This window comes from Yersinia hibernica (assembly GCF_004124235.1).
In the GTDB taxonomy this organism is placed as follows: Bacteria; Pseudomonadota; Gammaproteobacteria; order Enterobacterales; family Enterobacteriaceae; genus Yersinia; species Yersinia hibernica.
On record NZ_CP032487.1, the window covers coordinates 252,985 to 271,891 of the forward strand.

The window sequence follows — 18,907 nt, forward strand, 5'->3', positions numbered from 1 at the left end:
TGGGTAAGATTATTATGAATAAACTTCCGTTATTACTTATTGCTGTAGTGGTACTCATTGTGGTGCTAGCCACTCGCCAATACTGGCAAAAGAAGCGGCAAGATGCAGAAAATGACCGTTCACCCGTGCGCAGTTTACAAGTTGAAGTGGTTGATAAACGTGAAGTATTAGCGCCGAATCGCCGTTCACGTCAACGTGAAGAGATTGTTGCTGAAGAGAAGCGCTATGAAGTTTATTTCCGGCCACTACTGAGTGGGATTGAGGTAAGCAAGGGCAGTAACATCAAAATGGTACTGCCACAGCAGGAATATAACCGAATAGAGCAAGGCGTAAAGGGCACTCTACGTTTACAGGGAACCCGCTATATTGGCTTTACTCCTATTTCGTCGCCAAATAAATAGTCAGCTGGCATGATATGCCCACTGGATGACAACATGCAGGACATACCGGCCACTATTACTTCTTAGGTAGCGGTGGTTGCTTCTTTTGCCAGGCCAATAATTCGAAAACGCCGAATATAAAAATTTTCAATTGTTGTAAGCCACTGATCGGCTGGTCTTTGGGCTGGGTGGATTTAAGTAATATCAGTTGTAAGCCATGCATCAAGACCATGAAGATCATCGCGACATCAATAAAATATTTCAAAGGCTTAGGGAACGGCTGGAACAGATTCAGCAATAAGAAAAACCATACTCCTAGCATCAATAGCCGGCCGAGATTAATCCACATGGTGTTGCTCCTGTTCTTCAATTGATATCCGCTCTTGGGGGGTATCTTGACGACGAATATAGAGGCGGTAGGCAACCTGCCCGGCAATTTTTTCTCGATGTAACTGCCAACTGGCGGGCACATCAGCGGCGGTACTCTCAGCTTCAGCTTCCACATAAATCCAGGCATCGGCTGTTAGCCAGTTGAATTGCTCCAATAAATTGATAGTGTCAGTCAGTAGACCTTTACGGAAAGGAGGGTCAAGGAATACCAGATCGAAAGGCTGACCCGGCTGTGCTAGCCATTGTAAAGAATTGGTGTTGACCACTTGCCCATTGTCGGCATGCAATAATGCCAGATTGCTGCTCAGTTGCTTAGCAACATGCCTGTCAGCTTCTAACAGAGTGGCTTCACCCGCATAGCGGGATAGCGCCTCCAGCCCCAAGGCCCCGCTGCCTGCAAAGCAATCTAGGCATCGGGCACCTTGAATCATTGGCGCAAGCCAGTTGAACAATGTCTCCCTGACCCGATCAGTGGTAGGGCGCAGCCCTGGGCTATCCGGTACTGGTAATTTGCGTCCGCGCCATTTACCCCCAATGATCCGGATTTGCCCTGCTGATGCTTGTGTCGCTTGTTTTGCTTTTGCTATAGGTCGCTTTGCCATAGATCGCTTTGTTTGAAAATTGGCCAGTATTACAGCACTGAATAAAAAAGTGAGTCCTTATTCTACCTATGTGTGCTGTGTGGGGGAAACGTTAAACCTTTGTTGATTGAATTCACAATAGAAAGCAGCATAGTGTGCGTGTTGCTGTTCAGGGGAAAGTGATAGACTTGCGAGCTATTATCTTATTTGTGCAAACCCAAAGTAATTAGAGTCCAAAAATGGCAAAAGAGAAAAAACGTGGATTTCTTTCCTGGCTGGGTTTAGGCCGCCAGAATGAAGAACACACAGCAGAGCCATTGGCTACTGAGAGAGACGATGTAGCTGAACATGCTGTAGACGAGCAGGCTATCAGCGAAAAAACGGCTGCAATAGTGCCAGAAGATACAGCTGTTGGGGCAGAAGAGCACGAGCCCATGGCCGAGCGTTCTACCTTGGCCCCTGGCGAATGGGATAGCGCCGCGATTAGCGAAGCCGTAGCCGAAACTCTGCCGGAAGTTGAGGCTGAATCTACTGCGCAGCTGATTGAAGAACCTCGCGATTTCTCTGAAAATAGCCAATATTTACAGCATCACTTCTCGCAAGACCAGAGTGATAAAGACAATATTGACTTATGGGATGACAGCATCGTCAGCGCGCCAGAATTGCCGTTGACCGAAGACAATGTGGTTATTGATATTCCAGAACCACCCGCGATTGCGGCACAACCTCAGGTCGAGGCCATTGAGGAACTTGCTGTTGTAGAAGAAGAAATTGAAGTTGAAGAACAAATCGTGGTGGCTGTGGCTCAAGAGCAAGAGCGGCCCACCAAAGAAGGTTTTTTTGCGCGATTAAAACGCAGTTTAGTTAAAACCAAACAGAATCTTGGCTCCGGTTTTATGGGGCTATTTCGTGGCAAGAAAATCGACGACGATTTGTTTGATGAGCTAGAAGAACAGCTTCTGATTGCCGATGTTGGCGTCGAAACTACTCGAAAAATCATTACCTCTTTGACCGAACACGCCAGCCGTAAGCAGCTAAAAGATGCCGAAGCGTTGTATGGCAAGCTCAAAGAGGAAATGTCTGAAATTTTGTCTCAAGTGGACAAACCATTAGATGTCAGTGGTAAGAATCCATTTGTTATTTTGATGGTTGGCGTGAATGGCGTAGGTAAAACGACGACCATCGGCAAGTTGGCACGCCAATTCCAGGCTGAGGGGAAATCCGTCATGCTGGCTGCGGGGGATACTTTCCGCGCCGCAGCAGTAGAACAGCTACAAGTTTGGGGTGATCGCAACAAGATTGCGGTTGTTGCACAGCATACCGGTGCGGATTCAGCATCTGTCATTTTCGATGCAATTCAAGCGGCTAAAGCTCGTGGTATTGATGTGCTCTTGGCTGATACCGCGGGGCGTCTGCAAAATAAAGCCCATCTGATGGAAGAACTGAAGAAGATTGTCCGCGTGATGAAAAAACTGGACGGCGATGCCCCCCATGAGGTTATGCTGACGTTGGATGCCAGTACCGGACAAAATGCGGTTAGTCAGGCGAAACTGTTTAATGAAGCAGTGGGTCTGACCGGAATTACCCTAACTAAACTCGATGGCACCGCCAAGGGCGGGGTAATTTTTGCCATCGCGGATCAATTCGGTATCCCAATCCGTTATATCGGTGTTGGGGAAGGTATAGAGGATTTACGGCCATTTAAGGCTGACGATTTTATTGAGGCTCTTTTTGCCCGAGAGGATTAATACGGATGATTCGCTTTGAACAGGTCAGTAAAGCTTATCTGGGCGGCCGACAGGCGCTGCAAGGGGTAGATTTTCATCTGCGCCCGGCAGAAATGGCGTTTTTGACCGGCCATTCTGGTGCAGGGAAAAGTACGCTGCTAAAACTGATTTGTGGTATCGAGCGCCCCAGTGCCGGCCATATCTGGTTTGGTGGGCATGACATCAGTCGCCTGAAAAACCGCGAAGTCCCTTTCTTGCGCCGCCAGATCGGGATGATCTTTCAAGATCACCACCTGCTGTTGGACAGAACGGTATATGACAATGTTGCCATGCCATTGATTATCGCCGGTGCCAGCAGCGAAGATATTCGCCGCAGGGTGTCAGCGGCTTTAGATAAAGTGGGGCTGTTGGATAAAGCGAAAAACTTTCCTATTCAGCTCTCCGGCGGCGAGCAACAGCGTGTTGGGATTGCGCGGGCGGTGGTAAATAAGCCTGCGGTCTTACTGGCCGATGAACCGACCGGTAACCTGGATGATGCACTCTCTGAGGGCATTTTGCGTCTATTCGAAGAGTTTAATCGTGTGGGTGTTACCGTGTTAATGGCCACCCATGATACGTCGTTGATTGCCCGGCGGCGCTACCCGATTCTGACGTTAAGTCAGGGGCGGATGTCAGGAGCGCATCATGGCGAATAATAGTGCGCAGAAAGCAAAAACCAAGGCGTTGAAAGGCGGTTGGCGCGAGCAGTGGCGCTATTCGTGGGTTAATGCGATTGCCGATATGATGCGCCAGCCACTAGCGACACTACTTACAGTGATGGTGATTGCCATCTCACTGACACTGCCAAGTGTGTGTTATATCGTGTGGAAAAACGTCAGTCAGGCGGCGGATCAATGGTATCCAACCCCGCAATTGACGGTTTATCTGGATAAAGCGCTGGATGATAACGCGGCGGAAAATGTCGTGACCGCACTGAAAACAGAAGCCGGTGTTGAGAAAGTTAATTATCTGTCGCGAGAAGAAGCGATGGGTGAGTTTCGTAACTGGTCTGGTTTTGGCGGCGCTTTGGATATGCTGGAAGAAAACCCACTGCCAGCGGTTGCCATTATTACGCCTAAATTAGATTTCCAAAGCTCAGGTACGCTCGATACCTTGCGTGACCGAGTTAGTAAGGTCGAAGGGGTCGCTGAAGTTCGTATGGATGACAGCTGGTTTGCGCGTTTGGCGGCATTGACTGGGTTAGTCGGGCAAGTTGCGGCGATGATTGGCGTGTTGATGGTGGTGGCCGTATTCCTGGTCATTGGTAACAGTGTGCGTCTGAGTATCTTCAGCCGCCGGGATACTATCAATGTCATGAAACTGATTGGAGCGACTGATGGGTTTATCCTGCGGCCATTCTTGAATGGTGGCGCGATGCTCGGTTTTGGTGGTGCGGTGTTATCACTGATACTCTCTGAAGCATTGGTATGGAAGCTCGGGTCGGTTGTTACGCAGGTTGCCACAGTATTCGGAACAAGCTTTGTACTACATGGCTTAAGCTGGGATGAGTGCCTGCTATTGGTGTTGATCTCTGCCATGATAGGTTGGATTGCTGCTTGGCTGGCGACGGTGCAACATTTACGCCGATTTACACCGCAGTAAAAAATGTTTGTTATACTCTTTCCCTGCGGTGTCTAGTTTAAAACAGGGAAAGAGCCATTGCTGGCTTATTAATCCCGTAAATACCCTCAGATACGCGCAGTGCGTTATCTGCTAAAATTAGCCGTTGAAACTGTGATCCAGTTTGAACTTTTATGGTAATAATCGGTCAAAGAACACAGTGAAATGATAGGGTGCCCAGCGCTTGAAACTGCTTATGCAGGTGATAAAATAGTGGCGCTGAGAGAATTTGCACTAAACATGCATGCAATGAGAGGGTTTTGAATGACCAAAGAAATGCAAACTTTAGCCTTAGTACCCCAAGGTAGTCTGGAAGCCTATATTCGGGCTGCCAATGCCTATCCAATGCTGACTGCAGAGGAAGAGCGGGAACTGGCTGAACGGCTGCATTACCAGGGCGATCTGGAGGCGGCTAAACAGCTAATCCTGTCTCACCTGCGCTTTGTTGCTCATGTTGCCCGTAACTATTCCGGGTATGGTTTGCCGCAGGCTGACCTTATTCAGGAAGGTAATATTGGCTTGATGAAAGCGGTTCGCCGTTTTAACCCCGAAGTTGGGGTCCGTCTGGTGTCCTTCGCGGTACACTGGATCAAAGCAGAAATTCACGAATATGTTCTGCGCAACTGGCGGATAGTTAAAGTCGCGACCACTAAAGCTCAGCGTAAGTTGTTCTTTAACCTGCGTAAAACTAAGCAGCGTTTGGGCTGGTTCAATCAGGATGAAGTTGAGCTGGTTGCCAAAGAACTGGGTGTGACCAGTAAAGATGTTCGCGAGATGGAGTCACGTATGTCCGCACAGGATATGACTTTTGACCCATCTCCAGATGATGAAGCTCGTGATGGCCAATCTATGGCCCCGGTCCTGTATTTACAGGATAAAACCTCAGACTTTGCTGATGGCATTGAAGAGGATAATTGGGACAACCACGCAGCAGACAAATTGTCTTATGCGCTGGAAGGCTTGGATGAGCGGAGTCAGCATATTATTCGTGCTCGTTGGCTGGATGATGACAATAAGTCTACGTTGCAGGAGCTGGCTGATCAGTACGGCGTATCTGCTGAACGTGTTCGTCAGCTTGAAAAGAACGCGATGAAAAAATTACGTATGGCAATCGAAGCCTGATACAGCGCTAGCGATGCTGCAATACGACAAAAAGGGCGATATTAATATCGCCCTTTTGCTTTTCTGATTTTCACCGCTGCCAGCAATGAGTGCCGCGGCTAAAACCACAGGCGCGCATGAAGCCATCCACCGCTGCCCGGTTTGTAGCTGCCACCTGATCGTCTTTTAATTGCCAGTGTTTCACTTGCGCTAACTGACGCAATGTTTCTTCAATTAGATAGAGCCCCACACCACGCCGGCGCGTAACTTCCCTGACATATAAATCCTGCAGCTCGGCCTGCGGGCCATCTACGCTAACTTTCACTGCCCCTAACAAGCGCTCATTGAATCGCGCAGCAAAGAGCGGTTTACCGTCTTGAATCCATTGCTGCCAGAGGGCCGGCTGTTGCTCAGGCCAAATTTTCGCTAAATCGGTAACATCCTGATGAGTAAGGGTTGTTAATCGTTCAATAGTCAGTTTCATCGTCGATAGACCGCATAGATATAAGGGTTATAGGGTTGTGGTTTATTGTACTAGATCACGGGTCAGAGAGTTGTGTAAGTTTTTCTGTACGTTCACGGGGGAAAATGTTTTTTCGCTACTGCATTTTCCGAGTTTTAACAGAGTAAATGATCACATAACCAGCATAACCCACTATCATTTGTGTGAAATCCATTCAATTTAATCCTAATTTTATGCTGTTTACACCGCTTGTTTCTGCTTGTCTCAGTTGATTTACAGCATAAAACTCCTGTTTAATAGCATGAAAAATAAAGTCTTATTAGAAAAAAGCATGACTTTTGAGACTAAATCATTCTTACTTATGAAGAAAACGTTACGGCGCTATAAAACGTTAAGACCAACACAACAAGCACGTTCACAATGACAGATGGGGAATTCGCGGATGAAATTAACAAAAGGTAAAGTGTTGCTGGCTGGGTGTATCGCGATGGCGATGAGCCATGCTGTACTGGCGAAAGACATTAAAATTGCCATTGTTGGCGCAATGTCTGGCCCGGTTGCCCAATACGGTGACATGGAATTTACCGGTGCTCGTCAGGCTATTGCTGATATCAATGCCAAAGGTGGAATTAATGGCGATAAATTAGTCGGTGTGGAATACGATGATGCCTGCGACCCGAAACAAGCGGTGGCGGTGGCTAACAAAGTGATTAACGATGGCATCCGTTATGTTATTGGCCATCTGTGTTCCTCTTCAACTCAGCCTGCTTCAGACATTTATGAAGATGAAGGCGTGATTATGATCACCCCTGCTGCGACTAATGCTGACCTGACCACCCGTGGTTATAAAATGATTATGCGCACCACCGGCCTGGATTCTGACCAAGGCCCAACTGCGGCAAAATATATCCTTGAAACTATCAAACCTAAACGAATTGCTGTCGTGCATGATAAGCAGCAATACGGTGAAGGTTTGGCGCGCTCTGTTCGTGATAGCCTGAAAAAGCAAGGCACAGAACCCGTGCTGTTTGAAGGTGTGACCGCCGGTGATAAAGATTTTTCCACACTGGTTGCTCGCTTGAAGAAAGAGAACGTCGATTTTGTCTATTTCGGTGGTTACTACCCAGAGATGGGCCAAATCCTGCGTCAGGCTAAGCAAGCTGGCTTGACTGCGCGCTTTATGGGGCCGGAGGGGGTGGGTAACTCCTCACTGTCTAACATCGCAGGTGATGCTTCCGAGGGCATGTTGGTGACATTACCAAAACGCTACGACCAGGTTCCTGCTAACCAGCCTATCGTGGATGCGCTGAAAGCGAAGAAATTGGACCCAACGGGCCCGTTCGTCTGGACGACCTATGCGGCGTTGCAATCACTGACTACCGCCATGGAGCGCAGTGGCAGCCAAGAACCGGCGGATTTAGTCAAAGATCTGAAAACCGGCAAGCCGGTAGAAACAGTGATGGGGCCATTGAACTGGGATGAAAAAGGCGATTTGAAAGGGTTTGAGTTCGGTATTTTTGAATGGCATGCGGATGGTTCATCTACCGCAGTCAAATAACAATAATATTAGAATCATCAAGTTATAGGGTTGCTTTTGCAGCAATCCGGCCCCTTTTACCAACTGCACATCCCCCCACGTTTCGGGGGGATTTTCCGCTCTGCACACAGCAGATTAGATGCAGTGGACTAGGGCCGCCAGGCAAGTGAATCAAAGGGTTAGGGTATGTCAGAGCAGTTTCTTTATTTCCTGCAACAGATGTTCAACGGCGTTACGTTGGGCAGCACTTATGCGCTGATCGCCATTGGTTACACCATGGTGTATGGCATTATCGGCATGATTAACTTTGCCCACGGCGAAGTGTATATGATAGGCAGTTACGTCTCCTTTATCGTGATTGCTGCATTGATGATGATGGGTATTGATGCCAGCTGGTTATTGATTGGCTCCGCTTTTCTTGTCTCGATAGTGATTGCCAGTGCTTATGGTTGGAGTATTGAACGGGTGGCGTATAAGCCGGTTCGTAGCTCTAAGCGCTTGATTGCATTGATCTCAGCAATCGGGATGTCCATCTTTTTGCAAAACTACGTCAGTTTGACTCAAGGTTCGCGGGATCTGGCGTTACCGAGTCTGGTGACTGGCCAGTGGACGTTGGCGCAAGCCAATGGTTTTGCCGCGACCATCAGCACCATGCAGTTGACCATTTGGATAGTGACTTTCCTGGCGATGTTGGGGCTGACTCTCTTTATCCGCTATTCCCGCATGGGCCGCGCCTGTCGTGCCTGTGCCGAAGATTTAAAAATGGCCAGTTTACTGGGCATTAATACTGATCGGGTTATCTCGCTGACTTTTGTTATCGGTGCGCTGATGGCCGCAGTCGCTGGGGTCTTACTGGGGCAGTTTTATGGAGTGATTAACCCATACATCGGCTTTATGGCGGGAATGAAAGCCTTCACCGCTGCGGTACTTGGTGGCATCGGCAGTATTCCAGGGGCGATGATCGGCGGCTTGATTCTGGGGGTTGCGGAAGCATTAACCTCTGCTTATCTCAGCACAGAATACAAAGATGCGGTTTCATTCGCTTTACTGATTGTCGTTTTGTTAGTGATGCCGACCGGGATTTTAGGCCGTCCGGAGGTTGAAAAAGTATGAAGCAGCTCAATTTCCTTAACGCCATTATTTCCAGTATTGTTTTGCTCGTCCTCGCCTCGTTTGTGATGGGATTGCAGTTGCAGTTAGACGGCACCAAACTTATTGTGCAGGGCGCTTCAGAAGTGCGCTGGTTGTGGATTGGCGCAGCTTGTATCGTGGTTTTCTTCTTCCAGTTGGTGCGCCCGCTCATCCAGCAGGGGATGAAAAAAGTCTCTGGCCCAGCATGGGTATTGCCCAGTTTTGACGGCACCACCCCGCGCCAGAAATTATTGGCTGCGGCCATTATTGTTGCCGCCATCGCCTGGCCGTTTTTGGTCTCCCGAGGTTCGGTTGATATCGCGACATTGACCCTGATTTACGTCATGTTGGGCTTGGGGCTGAATGTCGTGGTGGGGCTATCAGGCTTGCTAGTTCTGGGCTACGGTGGCTTTTATGCTATCGGCGCGTATACCTATGCTTTGCTGAATCACTATTACGGCCTAGGTTTTTGGGAGAGTTTACCCCTAGCAGGGATTGTCGCGGCACTGTCGGGCTTCTTGTTGGGCTTCCCAGTCTTACGTTTACGCGGAGATTATTTAGCCATTGTGACATTGGGCTTCGGTGAGATTGTGCGTATTTTGCTGCTCAATAATACTGAAATTACCGGTGGGCCGAATGGGATTAGCCAAATTCCTAAACCGACTCTGTTTGGCTTGGAATTCAGCCGCACGGCAAAAGATGGCGGTTGGGATACTTTCCACAATTTCTTTGGCCTCACTTATGATCCAAGCGACCGCATCATTTTCCTGTATATGGTCGCGCTGTTGCTGGTCATCCTGACTCTGTTTGTGATTAACCGATTGCTGCGTATGCCGTTGGGGCGGGCTTGGGAAGCACTGCGCGAAGACGAAATTGCCTGCCGCTCATTGGGCCTTAGCCCAACAAAAATCAAGCTGACTGCGTTTACCATCAGCGCCGCTTTTGCCGGTTTTGCTGGCACACTGTTTGCCGCGCGCCAAGGGTTTGTTAGCCCTGAATCTTTCACCTTTGTGGAATCTGCTTTTGTACTGGCGATTGTGGTATTAGGCGGGATGGGATCACAGTTCGCCGTTATCCTGGCCGCTGTGTTGCTGGTGGTCTCGCGTGAATTAATGCGCGACCTCAATGCTTACAGTATGTTGCTGTTGGGGGCATTGATGGTGTTGATGATGATCTGGCGGCCACAGGGGCTGCTGCCAATGAAACGGCCGCAATTGAAGCTGAAAGTGGCCGATATCAACGCTAAACAGGGGGAATCAGCATGAGTACGCAACCTTTGTTAGCGGTTGAAGGGCTATCGATGCGCTTTGGTGGATTATTGGCGGTGAACAACGTTGGCTTGCATCTCAAGCAAGGGGAGATTGTCTCGCTGATTGGGCCGAATGGCGCGGGTAAAACCACCATTTTTAACTGTCTGACTGGATTTTATCGTCCGACTGGCGGCACCATTAAATTACGAGATCGCCATATTGAAGGGCTGCCTGGGCAGGTCATTGCTCGAATGGGCGTGATTCGTACTTTCCAGCATGTGCGCTTGTTCCGTGAGATGACGGTGGTAGAGAACCTGCTCGTGGCGCAGCACCAACACCTTAAAAGCGGCATATTTGCGGGCTTGCTGAAAACGCCCGGCTTTCGACGGGCAGAGGCTGATGCCTTAGAGCGTGCGGCCAGTTGGCTCGAGCGTGTTGGATTATTGGAACTGGCCAACCGTCAGGCCGGGAATTTGGCCTACGGGCAACAACGGCGTTTGGAAATTGCCCGCTGTATGGTCACCCGCCCTGAGCTATTAATGTTAGATGAACCCGCCGCGGGCCTGAACCCGAAAGAAACTGATGAATTAAATCAGTTAATTATGGAATTGCGCGACCAGCACCAAGTGTCGGTATTGCTGATTGAGCACGACATGAAATTGGTGATGGGGATTTCTGATCGTATTTATGTGGTGAATCAGGGAACGCCGTTAGCGCATGGCTTACCAGCAGAAATCCGTAATAACCCAGATGTGATCCGGGCCTATTTGGGCGAATAAAAACGGGCGAGGCATAAACATAACATGTTGTCATTTAATCAAGTTTCAGCCCATTACGGCAAAATTCAAGCATTACATCAGGTTAGTCTGCACATCCAACAAGGTGAAATTGTGACCTTAATTGGTGCCAATGGGGCGGGTAAAACCACCCTGCTGGGGACCTTGTGCGGTGAACCTCGCGCCACTGAAGGCAGCATTGTGTTTGGTGAGCAGGACATTACTGATTGGCAGACTGCACGTATCATGCGGGAGGCGATTGCGATTGTGCCAGAAGGGCGCCGAGTATTTTCTCGAATGACGGTTGAAGAGAACTTGGCGATGGGCGGCTTCTTTGCTGATCGCCAGCAATATCAACAACGTATTGAGCGAGTTTACGACTTATTCCCACGGCTGTTTGAGCGTCGTGTCCAGCGGGCTGGCACTATGTCTGGTGGTGAGCAGCAAATGTTGGCGATTGGGCGTGCATTGATGAGCCAACCTAAATTGTTGTTATTGGATGAGCCTTCTCTGGGGTTGGCACCGATTATTATTTTGCAAATATTCGATACTATTCAACAGCTACGGGAAGAGGGAATGACTATCTTCTTGGTTGAACAGAATGCTAATCAGGCGCTGAAACTGGCTGACCGAGGGTATGTACTGGAGAATGGCCGTATTGTTCTAGAAGATACGGGGTCGGCATTACTGGCCAATGAAGCCGTGCGCTCTGCTTATTTAGGCGGTTAAACACGGCATTAATATATTTGTATTTTAATTAAGGCCCGGCTCAGGGCCTTATTATTTAGCTGATAGACTTTATGCCAACGGAGTAATAGTAAAATTCAGCGTATCACTATAACTTCCTTTATCAGTAGTATCAGTATGGTAAAGCTGTATGGTGGGTGACCAACACATTCTTTCCTCACCCGCGCTATTATCCGCGGTCAGCTGTATAAATTTTTTATCGACGGGCAATGAAAAATCTGTTTTGATATTTTCATCATTCTTTAGTGCCACTTGATAATTAATAATATTATTGCCTTGATTTTCTTTTAATTGAAAATACTGACTGTTCGGAGCTAATCCATTTATATTACTCGCACTTATCATATAACGGGTATTGTGTATTCCCATGGCCCGATAGCTGATACAAAAACGATTTGTGGCCGGGTTAACCAACGGAGTATATAGGCCAACTCCGCCAGTGCTTTTATCGAGTAAATTATCCAAATCAATACTTTTTAATTGCCATATCGCCGTCGCTAAGCGGAATTTTGGATCAACTGTTACTGCAGATGGTGCCATGTTTGCTTGAGGATCAAAGAATTCACATTGATCTCCTGAAGGGCTAAATGAAACACCCTTTGATGAAAGTAGAGAATATTGCTGCTCATTAGACATGAGTATGCCACCAACAGTCGCGCCGATTCTGATATTCTTGAGGGCATTCGCATTAGTGGTAAATGACACATAATAGTGCGTATTATTAAATGCAACCTGATGATTGTTAAATTCAATTTCTTTAATATCTTTATTTAAACCCTCACGGCGAATACCATTAAGAGATAGGTCATGAATATGTTGTAGATTAATATCTAAATTTGGTGAGCCATCAGCATTAAAGAAATAGAGTGAAAGCAGAGCCTTGTGTGAGTGTAATGAGGTGTTTTTCAGGTTTTCATCAGGAATATTGATTAATTCTTTCCACTTAATCCGATGTGCATCTGGATTCTGATCAAATAAGCCCTCGACTAGATTTGCCTGAAATGAAACTTTCACACTGCCATCATCTAATAGTGTGGCTGAGCAGTTGGAATAAGATTGGACATAGTCATAAAAATAAGAGTTAGCTATTGCTCCCTGGGGCAAGATTAATAGCAATAATCCCATCAATAATTTTGTTATTTTTACCTTCATTTAGTGTCTCTCCATGACTATCAACGATGATTTTAGCTATTTGTTTCAAATATTAATGTCAGCTGCCCGGAATATTTTCCCGAGATATTCGGCCCACTCGGTGCCAGTGCAGAGATTTGCAATAGATAGTCAGTGCTCATTAAATTGTTTTTTCCACTATTCACCGTGAATGTTTCGGGGGTGGTTGATAGTGGCCGCAAAGTTGCCCTATCCTGCCCCCAACGTATTTCAGCGGGTGAGAATGCCAGTGCAGCGGAATCATTTGTCTGACGCATTAGCACCAGCGGATTTTTAACTGAAATACGGAAATCCTCTTGCCGACGTAGCTTTACTGTTATGGGAATTTCAGATTGATAAACTCTATGATTATCCAAGCGAGGATTGAGTTTGATGCTGGAATACCAGCCACCTTGCGGTTTTTCTACCTCGATTCGAGGCTGGGCGGTGACTTCTAATGTGACGTCAATATTCCCCAACGACGCAGGAATTCCTGCAGAAACGGCTTGCCAGGGGAAGAGTAGTAATATGGCTGCTATTTTTATCATGTTCATAATGCTCCTTATCTATATTCAGCAGGGCACTGCAAGCTAACAATTTTATCGTCAATCATCCCTTGTAGATGACCGACAGATAATTGCCGGCGTTGGTCGGGATAGAGATTAAAATCGGCTAGATCTGCTAATTGAGTTTTAAGCTGATGCCACTGTAGACGGGTATTTCCGGTGTTTTCTAATACTAAATTTCCATCGCGGCAGTGGTGTGCCCATTGCTGTTGAGATGAGGCGGGCAAATGCCGCACCAGCCCCATATAACTGAGTTGTACACCCACAACTGCCCCCGGCCCCCCGGCAACTTTAAGTGTATTTTCAGCCGCGACTGATAATCTATAAACTTGCTCTTTATCTGGCGATCGCAATGCTTTAATTATGATTCTTGCACTTTGTCTTGGGCCGAGTGTTAATTTAGAGGGGGCGGCAAATAGCATTGGTTGAATTTGTTCTCCAACCGGAGTTAATGACTCTTGCTCAGGGGATACGCCGGGATTATTGACCTGAAATAATTGCACCCTGATGTACTGGGTTTTTGTCCCGTGATTAATGACATTGACCACGGCATTGGGTTGCTGTAATTCCAATACATGTGGTTGGATGTCGATGGTAGCAAAGGCATTCATTGGTAATAAACTAGCGGCAATTAATAGTAAAGGTTTCATTATTAGCCCGCCCGCTGAGTTGTTTGACGGATAAAGTTACGGGAGCACCTCGGTACAAATTCAGACTATCTGCCAGCGCGGTATTATCCGGTGATTTTAGTTGTGCAAATTTGCTGTGAACATTACCTGTGGAACTGAGTATTAGCCCATCAGCTGTGCATTGATGTTGCCAATGATGGGTCTGCTCAGCTGCGGGCGGAACATGGTGGATAAGAACACCATAGCCAATACTGATGGTCATTGGCGCGTGGATTTTACTTTTATCCCCATTACCCACCGCTTTAATATTAACGACCGGATCGATATACAAGCGATATAATGTCTCTTGTTCAGGAGACTTTAAGGGAAGTAACTTGATATCCCGTTTTTGTTTCGGCCCTAAAGTAATGCGGCTGGGATTGAAAATTATCTCAGGCTGAGAAATATCGCTAATCGGTGTTTTCTTCTCCGGATTCATTCCCGGGTTTTCTACCCGTTGTAACGCGATATTTAAATAAAGAGGTTTATCGCCGCTATTATAAACCTGTATTGTCCGATGTTGGCTCATGGCTTCTACAGTGGTGCGAGTCGGAATCGCCATTAACTGCCCGTAAGCTGTGGTGACAGGGGCCAGTAATAAAGCAATAATGGGGAGTGAATTTTTATATTTCATGATTGTTTCCGTCTGTATTAATTGGTATCACAAAGGTAAATATGGTTACTCTGCTGGCGCATATCGCAGTGATAACGAAGCGGACCATTTTGGACCGTAATATTTTTCAGCATGACATCAGAATTAATGGCAAATAGCCCATTAGGGTGGACGGTATCGCCAGTTTCTTTCACTACGCCACTAATAGGTTTGCCCTGCGAGTCTTTAAGAAAACCGCTATAAAGCATATCTAGCGTGATATCCGCTTTGCTCATAAAGACTTGCCCAGGGTGAGCGCGGATAATATTAACCGGTAGCTGAATATTCATATCCAGATCACTGCGGTTATTATGTGTTCGGACAAAGAAACGGTCTTGATAGCGTGGAACCGGTATGACGTAGGTACCCCCACCGGTGACCGGATTTCCTTCGGCGTGGAAGCTATAAGGTGTGTCTAGCAACTCTGGTGTTTTTATCAGCAATGCCGAACCGCTATAGCTACTGCGCCCTAATGCCAGCCCTTGGGGGCTGATGGCTAACATGCCGTTATAACTGAAACCCCCGTTGGTTATCTTGTTATCAACACCCATGCGCGCAGAAATATCACCACGGCTAGCGCTGCGTTGTACAAAAGTCCCGATGCTATTGGTTTTTCCGCTGGTGCTGCCATTGATACCCAAAGTGCTGCTGCCGTGGTTATCAATAAACTCTTTTTGATAGCTGGCACTGGTGCTTAATTGGCGCTGTGTATAGGCGCTGTTGAGGCTGGCGCTACTGCGGCGGAAAGATAGCGTGGTATTCATAAATACCCCGTAGTTATTTTGGCTGTGCCATTGCCCGCCTTTCAGTACGCCAAGGGAAAGGTTCAAGCCGAATTGTGGTCGTCGCCAATCCCAACTGCTTTGAATTCGATGTTGTTGATTATTTTGGTATTGATTGAATTGATAACTGAGTTGAGTTGGCCCTAATCGACGGCTATAAGATGCTGATGTACTGCCAGCATTGGCGGCATATAGAGAGACATTGGGGGTTTGATAACGCGCCAGCGCGAAATAGCCCACTGTAGAATTTCCGCCATTTAAGCGTAGGTAACCGCCACTGCGTTTTTCCCCGGACAGCACACCTAAAGCTGGGGTGATATTAAGACTGGAGAAATTCACAGGGTGCGATATATTTCCCTCAGCAGCCCAATTGCGAGAGTCATCAGTTAATAAAGTGAAATTGGTTTGGGCGCTTTTTATCCTCATACTGCGGCCAAATTGGGCCAGATGATGAGACCCGCTTTGGTTGCGCGTTGCTCCTTTTCCCATCGTCATAAACCACCCATTATTGATCTGAGTATCAATATTGCTGACGATTTGGCTTTCTTGGCTGACGACTCGCCCAGTGTTATCCACTAAGCGAATATCAACACTATAATAGCCGCCGGGAAGTTGGTTATAATCAATTTCATTGCGGCCAAGTTGTGCAGGAATTCGGCGAATAAGCTGATTATCACGATAAATTTCATAGTCACCATCGACAGTGGCATATAATACAAGACTACCCGCTGAAGGTTTATCAAGGGCCAAATAGCTCTGGCTACCTAAGGTGATAAACTGATCTAATGCAGGGTTTATCAGGGTATGAATACTGCCAGCATTATTATCCAGATTATCTTGCTTACCCGCGCGTAAATAGAGTGCCTGAAAGTTCTTTTGTAAATACCAACTGCCTATGCCGGCTTGGCTGCTGCGTTGATATTGTGCTTGATTGGCAAACAGATAATTATTTTTTGAGCGGGTGGTATTATAAAACCATTGTAAAAAACCATAAGATTGCAGGGGCAGCCCCACGTAGCCTTGCCCACGCGCCGACATAGCACTGTAATTTCTGGCGGTCATACGGAGGTCAAAAGATTGGTTATGTACTAGCCCCCAAGTGGTGGCGGGCATTAGGTAGCGGTTATTATTATTTGTGATAGTCACAACATGGTTGACTTTATCTAAAATAATGTGATGACCAGATAAGATATAGTCACAACCATTTTTGCATTGCAAATAAGGTATTTCTGGCAAAATACTTTTTAGTAATGAAATTGATTTTTCATTAATATGGTTATCACGATATTGTGTCGAGTCGAAGCTTAATTGCTGCTTTTCTTCGGAGAAAAACAGTGGTCTGGGCAATGTTTGACCGTCTAGTATAGCAAGAAATTGCACCGTTTTATGTTCTTCAGTAGCTGAAAACCCTGCTGGGACCAGATGCTCAATAGTGATACTTTCTTCCGCAAAAATTGAACCGGATGTGGAAAGAAACAAAGTTAATATAATTATATTATTGACTGTTTTGACCTTTGTCATTGGATTCCATTCCATTATTAGTTATGGATTTCAGAAATTGGTTATCTCTGATAAGTATATATTCCATTCCTGGTGTTTATGACTAAATGATTTTTTATGTATTAACTTAGAAGAAGTTACAGCCAATAGCCTAAGTTCTGAGCTGTATAATAAATAAAATATATTTTTATACTTACTGGTATATTAAAATTATACGGTATTTTCCAAAATAAGGTGCAGACGCCCTCCGTACATCTCGCCTCCTCTAACATCCAAAGGCTCGGTTGCTTCTACCACTAAATCGACAGGCTGCTTTATTTCGTCTGCAGTAAATTTAATATTATTAAGACTTAATGCTTTCCCTCCGATGGTTACATTATGATCAGTAAATTTCTTTATATCTGGGTCTGGGTCTGGATCCAGATCAAAAGCATATCTGTTTTCTTGTAGTTCTAGCGGTGAGCCAAGTTTGACATTGACGCCAGTACCATTATTAATGGTTATCTGAATATTCTCACTATGCGAGTGAATGTTTTTATTTTCAACTTTTACTAACTTAATATCATTCAGTGCTTTTCCGTTAGATTTTTTTATTGTTAATGCGGAGGGAATCTCTGCGGAAACATAAATATACTTATCTACTGGTACTGAATGCGCGGCCATGCTACTGGATAATATGGTGGTCGTTATCACGGGAAAAAGTATTTTATTCATTATTAATATCTCCTGTTTATTATCAAAGTTCTTCTTCAATCACAAGTTTAGCTGTGCCAGAGTATATATCTCCTGCTAAAGTTCTTTTTGGGGGAGCAGCATTTATTTTTAACTCAACATATGTTTCGCCACGAGATAAATCAATCGGTGTGTAATCAACCGTATTATAAGGGATCTCTATTAATAATTTATCATCTATTAAAATTTCATGGTCGATAAATTTAGCGCCGTTTTTATTTTTTAAAATGAATTTGTCTGATAGATAAATATTAACACTATTGGCCCCTAATGCTGTTATTTTAATGCATTCAGTATGAGTGTATACATCTGACTTTAAATCATATTTTAATTTGGCATTATCAAATGGAGTACCATTGCATTTAGTCAGGTAGAGTGAATCCAAAATTTCGGCATTAACTTTAATTTCTTTTTTCAAGGGTTGTGCATAAGCATTAATACGACAAAACAATATAGCGATAGCAATAACTAAAAATATTTTTTTCCCCATGATTCTCACCTTTTTTAGAACACAATTTCTCAGTGTATATATTATTGAATTTATTCTTTAAATTACTTCTTCAACAACAAGATTAGCTATTCCTGAATATATGTCACCGACGACAGCATCTCTTGGTTTAAATGCAGTTATTGCTAATTCAAGGGTGGCCTCACCATTGTTCAATGTATGGTCATCGCTACCACGTGCAGATAAAGATAGAGGTCCATGATCTAAAGTAATTCTAGGGTATATGAACTCAATACCATCCTTATTAATCAAGGAGAATTTTTTTGAGAGATAAACTCTAACTTTTTTAGCACCAATAGCTTTTATTGTAATATTCTCAGCATGCGCATATTTTTTGTTTATATTTTTGTATCCCATTCCACCATGTTCGGGCGTGAGATTAATCTCATTAAGTGGCGCGCCATCAGCTTTAGTCAGAGTAATACGCGTTTCGGCCTCTACTTCAATCTGAATATCTTTACTTTGTGATGATGCTGCATGAACATTAGTGCTGCTAATCAGTGTTGCCAGAACTAAAGTTGAAAATAGTACTTTCTTCATTTTCACTCCCTTTATTAAAGGATGGTATTAATGATATTTTAATTTTCATTAAGTTGCATTGGCGCAAA

At 45.7% G+C, this 18,907-nt stretch carries 21 protein-coding genes; 10 read left to right on the top strand and 11 right to left on the bottom strand.

Going from position 1 to position 18,907, the window contains the following annotated elements; genetic code table 11:
• Positions 1-14: 14 nt before the first annotated feature.
• Positions 15-401: a DUF2500 domain-containing protein gene (locus D5F51_RS01180; protein ID WP_129195381.1), complete on the top strand. Its 387-nt coding sequence runs from the start codon at positions 15-17 to the stop codon at positions 399-401.
• 55 nt (positions 402-456) lie between these two features.
• On the opposite strand, the gene D5F51_RS01185 is transcribed toward D5F51_RS01180, so the two are convergent.
• Both D5F51_RS01185 and rsmD read right to left on the bottom strand, forming a co-directional pair.
• On the bottom strand, positions 457-729 hold the full coding sequence (locus D5F51_RS01185; RefSeq protein ID WP_025379885.1) for a DUF1145 family protein: 273 nt from the start codon (positions 727-729) through the stop codon (positions 457-459).
• Positions 719-1,372 carry a 16S rRNA (guanine(966)-N(2))-methyltransferase gene (gene rsmD / locus D5F51_RS01190; RefSeq protein ID WP_129195382.1) on the bottom strand — a complete coding sequence of 218 codons (654 nt, stop codon included), beginning with the start codon at positions 1,370-1,372 and terminating at the stop codon, positions 719-721. Before rsmD ends, D5F51_RS01185 begins: the two co-directional genes overlap by 11 nt.
• A 218-nt stretch (positions 1,373-1,590) precedes the next feature.
• Between rsmD and ftsY the strand changes: the two genes are divergently transcribed.
• The 4 genes from ftsY (at position 1,591) to rpoH (ending at position 5,859) form a co-directional block, all read left to right on the top strand.
• Positions 1,591-3,099, top strand: a complete 1,509-nt coding sequence (gene ftsY / locus D5F51_RS01195) for a signal recognition particle-docking protein FtsY (protein WP_129195383.1) — start codon at positions 1,591-1,593, stop codon at positions 3,097-3,099.
• 5 nt (positions 3,100-3,104) lie between these two features.
• Positions 3,105-3,773 carry a cell division ATP-binding protein FtsE gene (gene ftsE, locus D5F51_RS01200; RefSeq protein ID WP_002211504.1) on the top strand — a complete coding sequence of 223 codons (669 nt, stop codon included), beginning with the start codon at positions 3,105-3,107 and terminating at the stop codon, positions 3,771-3,773.
• A complete protein-coding gene (gene ftsX, locus D5F51_RS01205; RefSeq protein ID WP_129195384.1) occupies positions 3,763-4,719 on the top strand; it encodes a permease-like cell division protein FtsX in 957 nt (318 codons plus the stop codon). The genes ftsE and ftsX overlap by 11 nt, the downstream gene beginning before the upstream one ends.
• A 282-nt stretch (positions 4,720-5,001) precedes the next feature.
• Positions 5,002-5,859: an RNA polymerase sigma factor RpoH gene (rpoH, locus tag D5F51_RS01210; protein WP_025379881.1), complete on the top strand. Its 858-nt coding sequence runs from the start codon at positions 5,002-5,004 to the stop codon at positions 5,857-5,859.
• Positions 5,860-5,929: 70 nt separating this feature from the next.
• Here the strand turns inward: rpoH and panM are convergent, their stop codons facing one another.
• Complete coding sequence (gene panM / locus D5F51_RS01215) at positions 5,930-6,322, bottom strand: aspartate 1-decarboxylase autocleavage activator PanM (protein ID WP_025379880.1); 393 nt, start codon at positions 6,320-6,322, stop codon at positions 5,930-5,932.
• Between the two features lie 421 nt (positions 6,323-6,743).
• Here panM and D5F51_RS01220 point away from each other — a divergent pair, with 421 nt between their 5' ends.
• The 5 genes from D5F51_RS01220 to livF all read left to right on the top strand — a co-directional run bounded on the left by D5F51_RS01220 (position 6,744) and on the right by livF (position 11,724).
• On the top strand, positions 6,744-7,859 hold the full coding sequence (locus tag D5F51_RS01220) for a branched-chain amino acid ABC transporter substrate-binding protein (RefSeq protein WP_025379879.1): 1,116 nt from the start codon (positions 6,744-6,746) through the stop codon (positions 7,857-7,859).
• A gap of 165 nt (positions 7,860-8,024) precedes the next feature.
• Positions 8,025-8,951: a high-affinity branched-chain amino acid ABC transporter permease LivH gene (gene livH, locus D5F51_RS01225; RefSeq protein ID WP_025379878.1), complete on the top strand. Its 927-nt coding sequence runs from the start codon at positions 8,025-8,027 to the stop codon at positions 8,949-8,951.
• Complete coding sequence (locus D5F51_RS01230) at positions 8,948-10,234, top strand: high-affinity branched-chain amino acid ABC transporter permease LivM (RefSeq protein WP_025379877.1); 1,287 nt, start codon at positions 8,948-8,950, stop codon at positions 10,232-10,234. Before livH ends, D5F51_RS01230 begins: the two co-directional genes overlap by 4 nt.
• Complete coding sequence (gene livG / locus D5F51_RS01235; protein ID WP_129195385.1) at positions 10,231-10,998, top strand: high-affinity branched-chain amino acid ABC transporter ATP-binding protein LivG; 768 nt, start codon at positions 10,231-10,233, stop codon at positions 10,996-10,998. Before D5F51_RS01230 ends, livG begins: the two co-directional genes overlap by 4 nt.
• Positions 10,999-11,022: 24 nt before the next feature.
• The gene (gene livF / locus D5F51_RS01240) at positions 11,023-11,724 is read left to right on the top strand and encodes a high-affinity branched-chain amino acid ABC transporter ATP-binding protein LivF (RefSeq protein WP_025379875.1); all 702 of its coding nucleotides are present in this window, start codon (positions 11,023-11,025) and stop codon (positions 11,722-11,724) included.
• 69 nt (positions 11,725-11,793) lie between these two features.
• Here livF and D5F51_RS01245 read toward each other — a convergent pair whose 3' ends face one another.
• The 8 genes from D5F51_RS01245 to D5F51_RS01280 form a co-directional block, all read right to left on the bottom strand.
• Positions 11,794-12,894, bottom strand: coding sequence for a hypothetical protein (locus D5F51_RS01245; protein WP_129195386.1), 1,101 nt, complete (start codon positions 12,892-12,894; stop codon positions 11,794-11,796).
• 32 nt (positions 12,895-12,926) lie between these two features.
• Positions 12,927-13,445 carry a CS1 type fimbrial major subunit gene (locus D5F51_RS01250; RefSeq protein ID WP_129195387.1) on the bottom strand — a complete coding sequence of 173 codons (519 nt, stop codon included), beginning with the start codon at positions 13,443-13,445 and terminating at the stop codon, positions 12,927-12,929.
• Between the two features lie 8 nt (positions 13,446-13,453).
• Positions 13,454-14,107, bottom strand: a complete 654-nt coding sequence (locus D5F51_RS01255) for a hypothetical protein (protein WP_129195388.1) — start codon at positions 14,105-14,107, stop codon at positions 13,454-13,456.
• Complete coding sequence (locus D5F51_RS01260; protein WP_129195389.1) at positions 14,079-14,759, bottom strand: fimbria/pilus periplasmic chaperone; 681 nt, start codon at positions 14,757-14,759, stop codon at positions 14,079-14,081. The genes D5F51_RS01255 and D5F51_RS01260 overlap by 29 nt, the downstream gene beginning before the upstream one ends.
• 17 nt (positions 14,760-14,776) lie before the next feature.
• Positions 14,777-17,080: a TcfC E-set like domain-containing protein gene (locus tag D5F51_RS01265; RefSeq protein WP_167480515.1), complete on the bottom strand. Its 2,304-nt coding sequence runs from the start codon at positions 17,078-17,080 to the stop codon at positions 14,777-14,779.
• Positions 17,081-17,269: 189 nt separating this feature from the next.
• Entirely contained in the window at positions 17,270-17,773 is a 504-nt protein-coding gene (locus D5F51_RS01270; protein WP_129195390.1) for a CS1 type fimbrial major subunit, read from the bottom strand.
• A 22-nt stretch (positions 17,774-17,795) separates the two neighbouring features.
• Positions 17,796-18,281, bottom strand: coding sequence for a CS1 type fimbrial major subunit (locus tag D5F51_RS01275; protein WP_129195391.1), 486 nt, complete (start codon positions 18,279-18,281; stop codon positions 17,796-17,798).
• 57 nt (positions 18,282-18,338) lie between these two features.
• On the bottom strand, positions 18,339-18,839 hold the full coding sequence (locus tag D5F51_RS01280; RefSeq protein ID WP_129195392.1) for a CS1 type fimbrial major subunit: 501 nt from the start codon (positions 18,837-18,839) through the stop codon (positions 18,339-18,341).
• Between the last annotated feature and the right edge of the window lie 68 nt (positions 18,840-18,907).

Bases quoted from the DNA above. Each gene is read 5' to 3' on its own strand.
- D5F51_RS01180 (WP_129195381.1), top strand. From the start codon at position 15: ATGAATAAACTTCCGTTATTACTTATTGCTGTAGTGGTACTCATTGTG.
- D5F51_RS01185 (WP_025379885.1), bottom strand. From the start codon at position 729: ATGTGGATTAATCTCGGCCGGCTATTGATGCTAGGAGTATGGTTTTTC.
- rsmD (WP_129195382.1), bottom strand. From the start codon at position 1,372: ATGGCAAAGCGACCTATAGCAAAAGCAAAACAAGCGACACAAGCATCA.
- ftsY (WP_129195383.1), top strand. From the start codon at position 1,591: ATGGCAAAAGAGAAAAAACGTGGATTTCTTTCCTGGCTGGGTTTAGGC.
- ftsE (WP_002211504.1), top strand. From the start codon at position 3,105: ATGATTCGCTTTGAACAGGTCAGTAAAGCTTATCTGGGCGGCCGACAG.
- ftsX (WP_129195384.1), top strand. From the start codon at position 3,763: ATGGCGAATAATAGTGCGCAGAAAGCAAAAACCAAGGCGTTGAAAGGC.
- rpoH (WP_025379881.1), top strand. From the start codon at position 5,002: ATGACCAAAGAAATGCAAACTTTAGCCTTAGTACCCCAAGGTAGTCTG.
- panM (WP_025379880.1), bottom strand. From the start codon at position 6,322: ATGAAACTGACTATTGAACGATTAACAACCCTTACTCATCAGGATGTT.
- D5F51_RS01220 (WP_025379879.1), top strand. From the start codon at position 6,744: ATGAAATTAACAAAAGGTAAAGTGTTGCTGGCTGGGTGTATCGCGATG.
- livH (WP_025379878.1), top strand. From the start codon at position 8,025: ATGTCAGAGCAGTTTCTTTATTTCCTGCAACAGATGTTCAACGGCGTT.
- D5F51_RS01230 (WP_025379877.1), top strand. From the start codon at position 8,948: ATGAAGCAGCTCAATTTCCTTAACGCCATTATTTCCAGTATTGTTTTG.
- livG (WP_129195385.1), top strand. From the start codon at position 10,231: ATGAGTACGCAACCTTTGTTAGCGGTTGAAGGGCTATCGATGCGCTTT.
- livF (WP_025379875.1), top strand. From the start codon at position 11,023: ATGTTGTCATTTAATCAAGTTTCAGCCCATTACGGCAAAATTCAAGCA.
- D5F51_RS01245 (WP_129195386.1), bottom strand. From the start codon at position 12,894: ATGAAGGTAAAAATAACAAAATTATTGATGGGATTATTGCTATTAATC.
- D5F51_RS01250 (WP_129195387.1), bottom strand. From the start codon at position 13,445: ATGAACATGATAAAAATAGCAGCCATATTACTACTCTTCCCCTGGCAA.
- D5F51_RS01255 (WP_129195388.1), bottom strand. From the start codon at position 14,107: ATGAAACCTTTACTATTAATTGCCGCTAGTTTATTACCAATGAATGCC.
- D5F51_RS01260 (WP_129195389.1), bottom strand. From the start codon at position 14,759: ATGAAATATAAAAATTCACTCCCCATTATTGCTTTATTACTGGCCCCT.
- D5F51_RS01265 (WP_167480515.1), bottom strand. From the start codon at position 17,080: ATGACAAAGGTCAAAACAGTCAATAATATAATTATATTAACTTTGTTT.
- D5F51_RS01270 (WP_129195390.1), bottom strand. From the start codon at position 17,773: ATGAATAAAATACTTTTTCCCGTGATAACGACCACCATATTATCCAGT.
- D5F51_RS01275 (WP_129195391.1), bottom strand. From the start codon at position 18,281: ATGGGGAAAAAAATATTTTTAGTTATTGCTATCGCTATATTGTTTTGT.
- D5F51_RS01280 (WP_129195392.1), bottom strand. From the start codon at position 18,839: ATGAAGAAAGTACTATTTTCAACTTTAGTTCTGGCAACACTGATTAGC.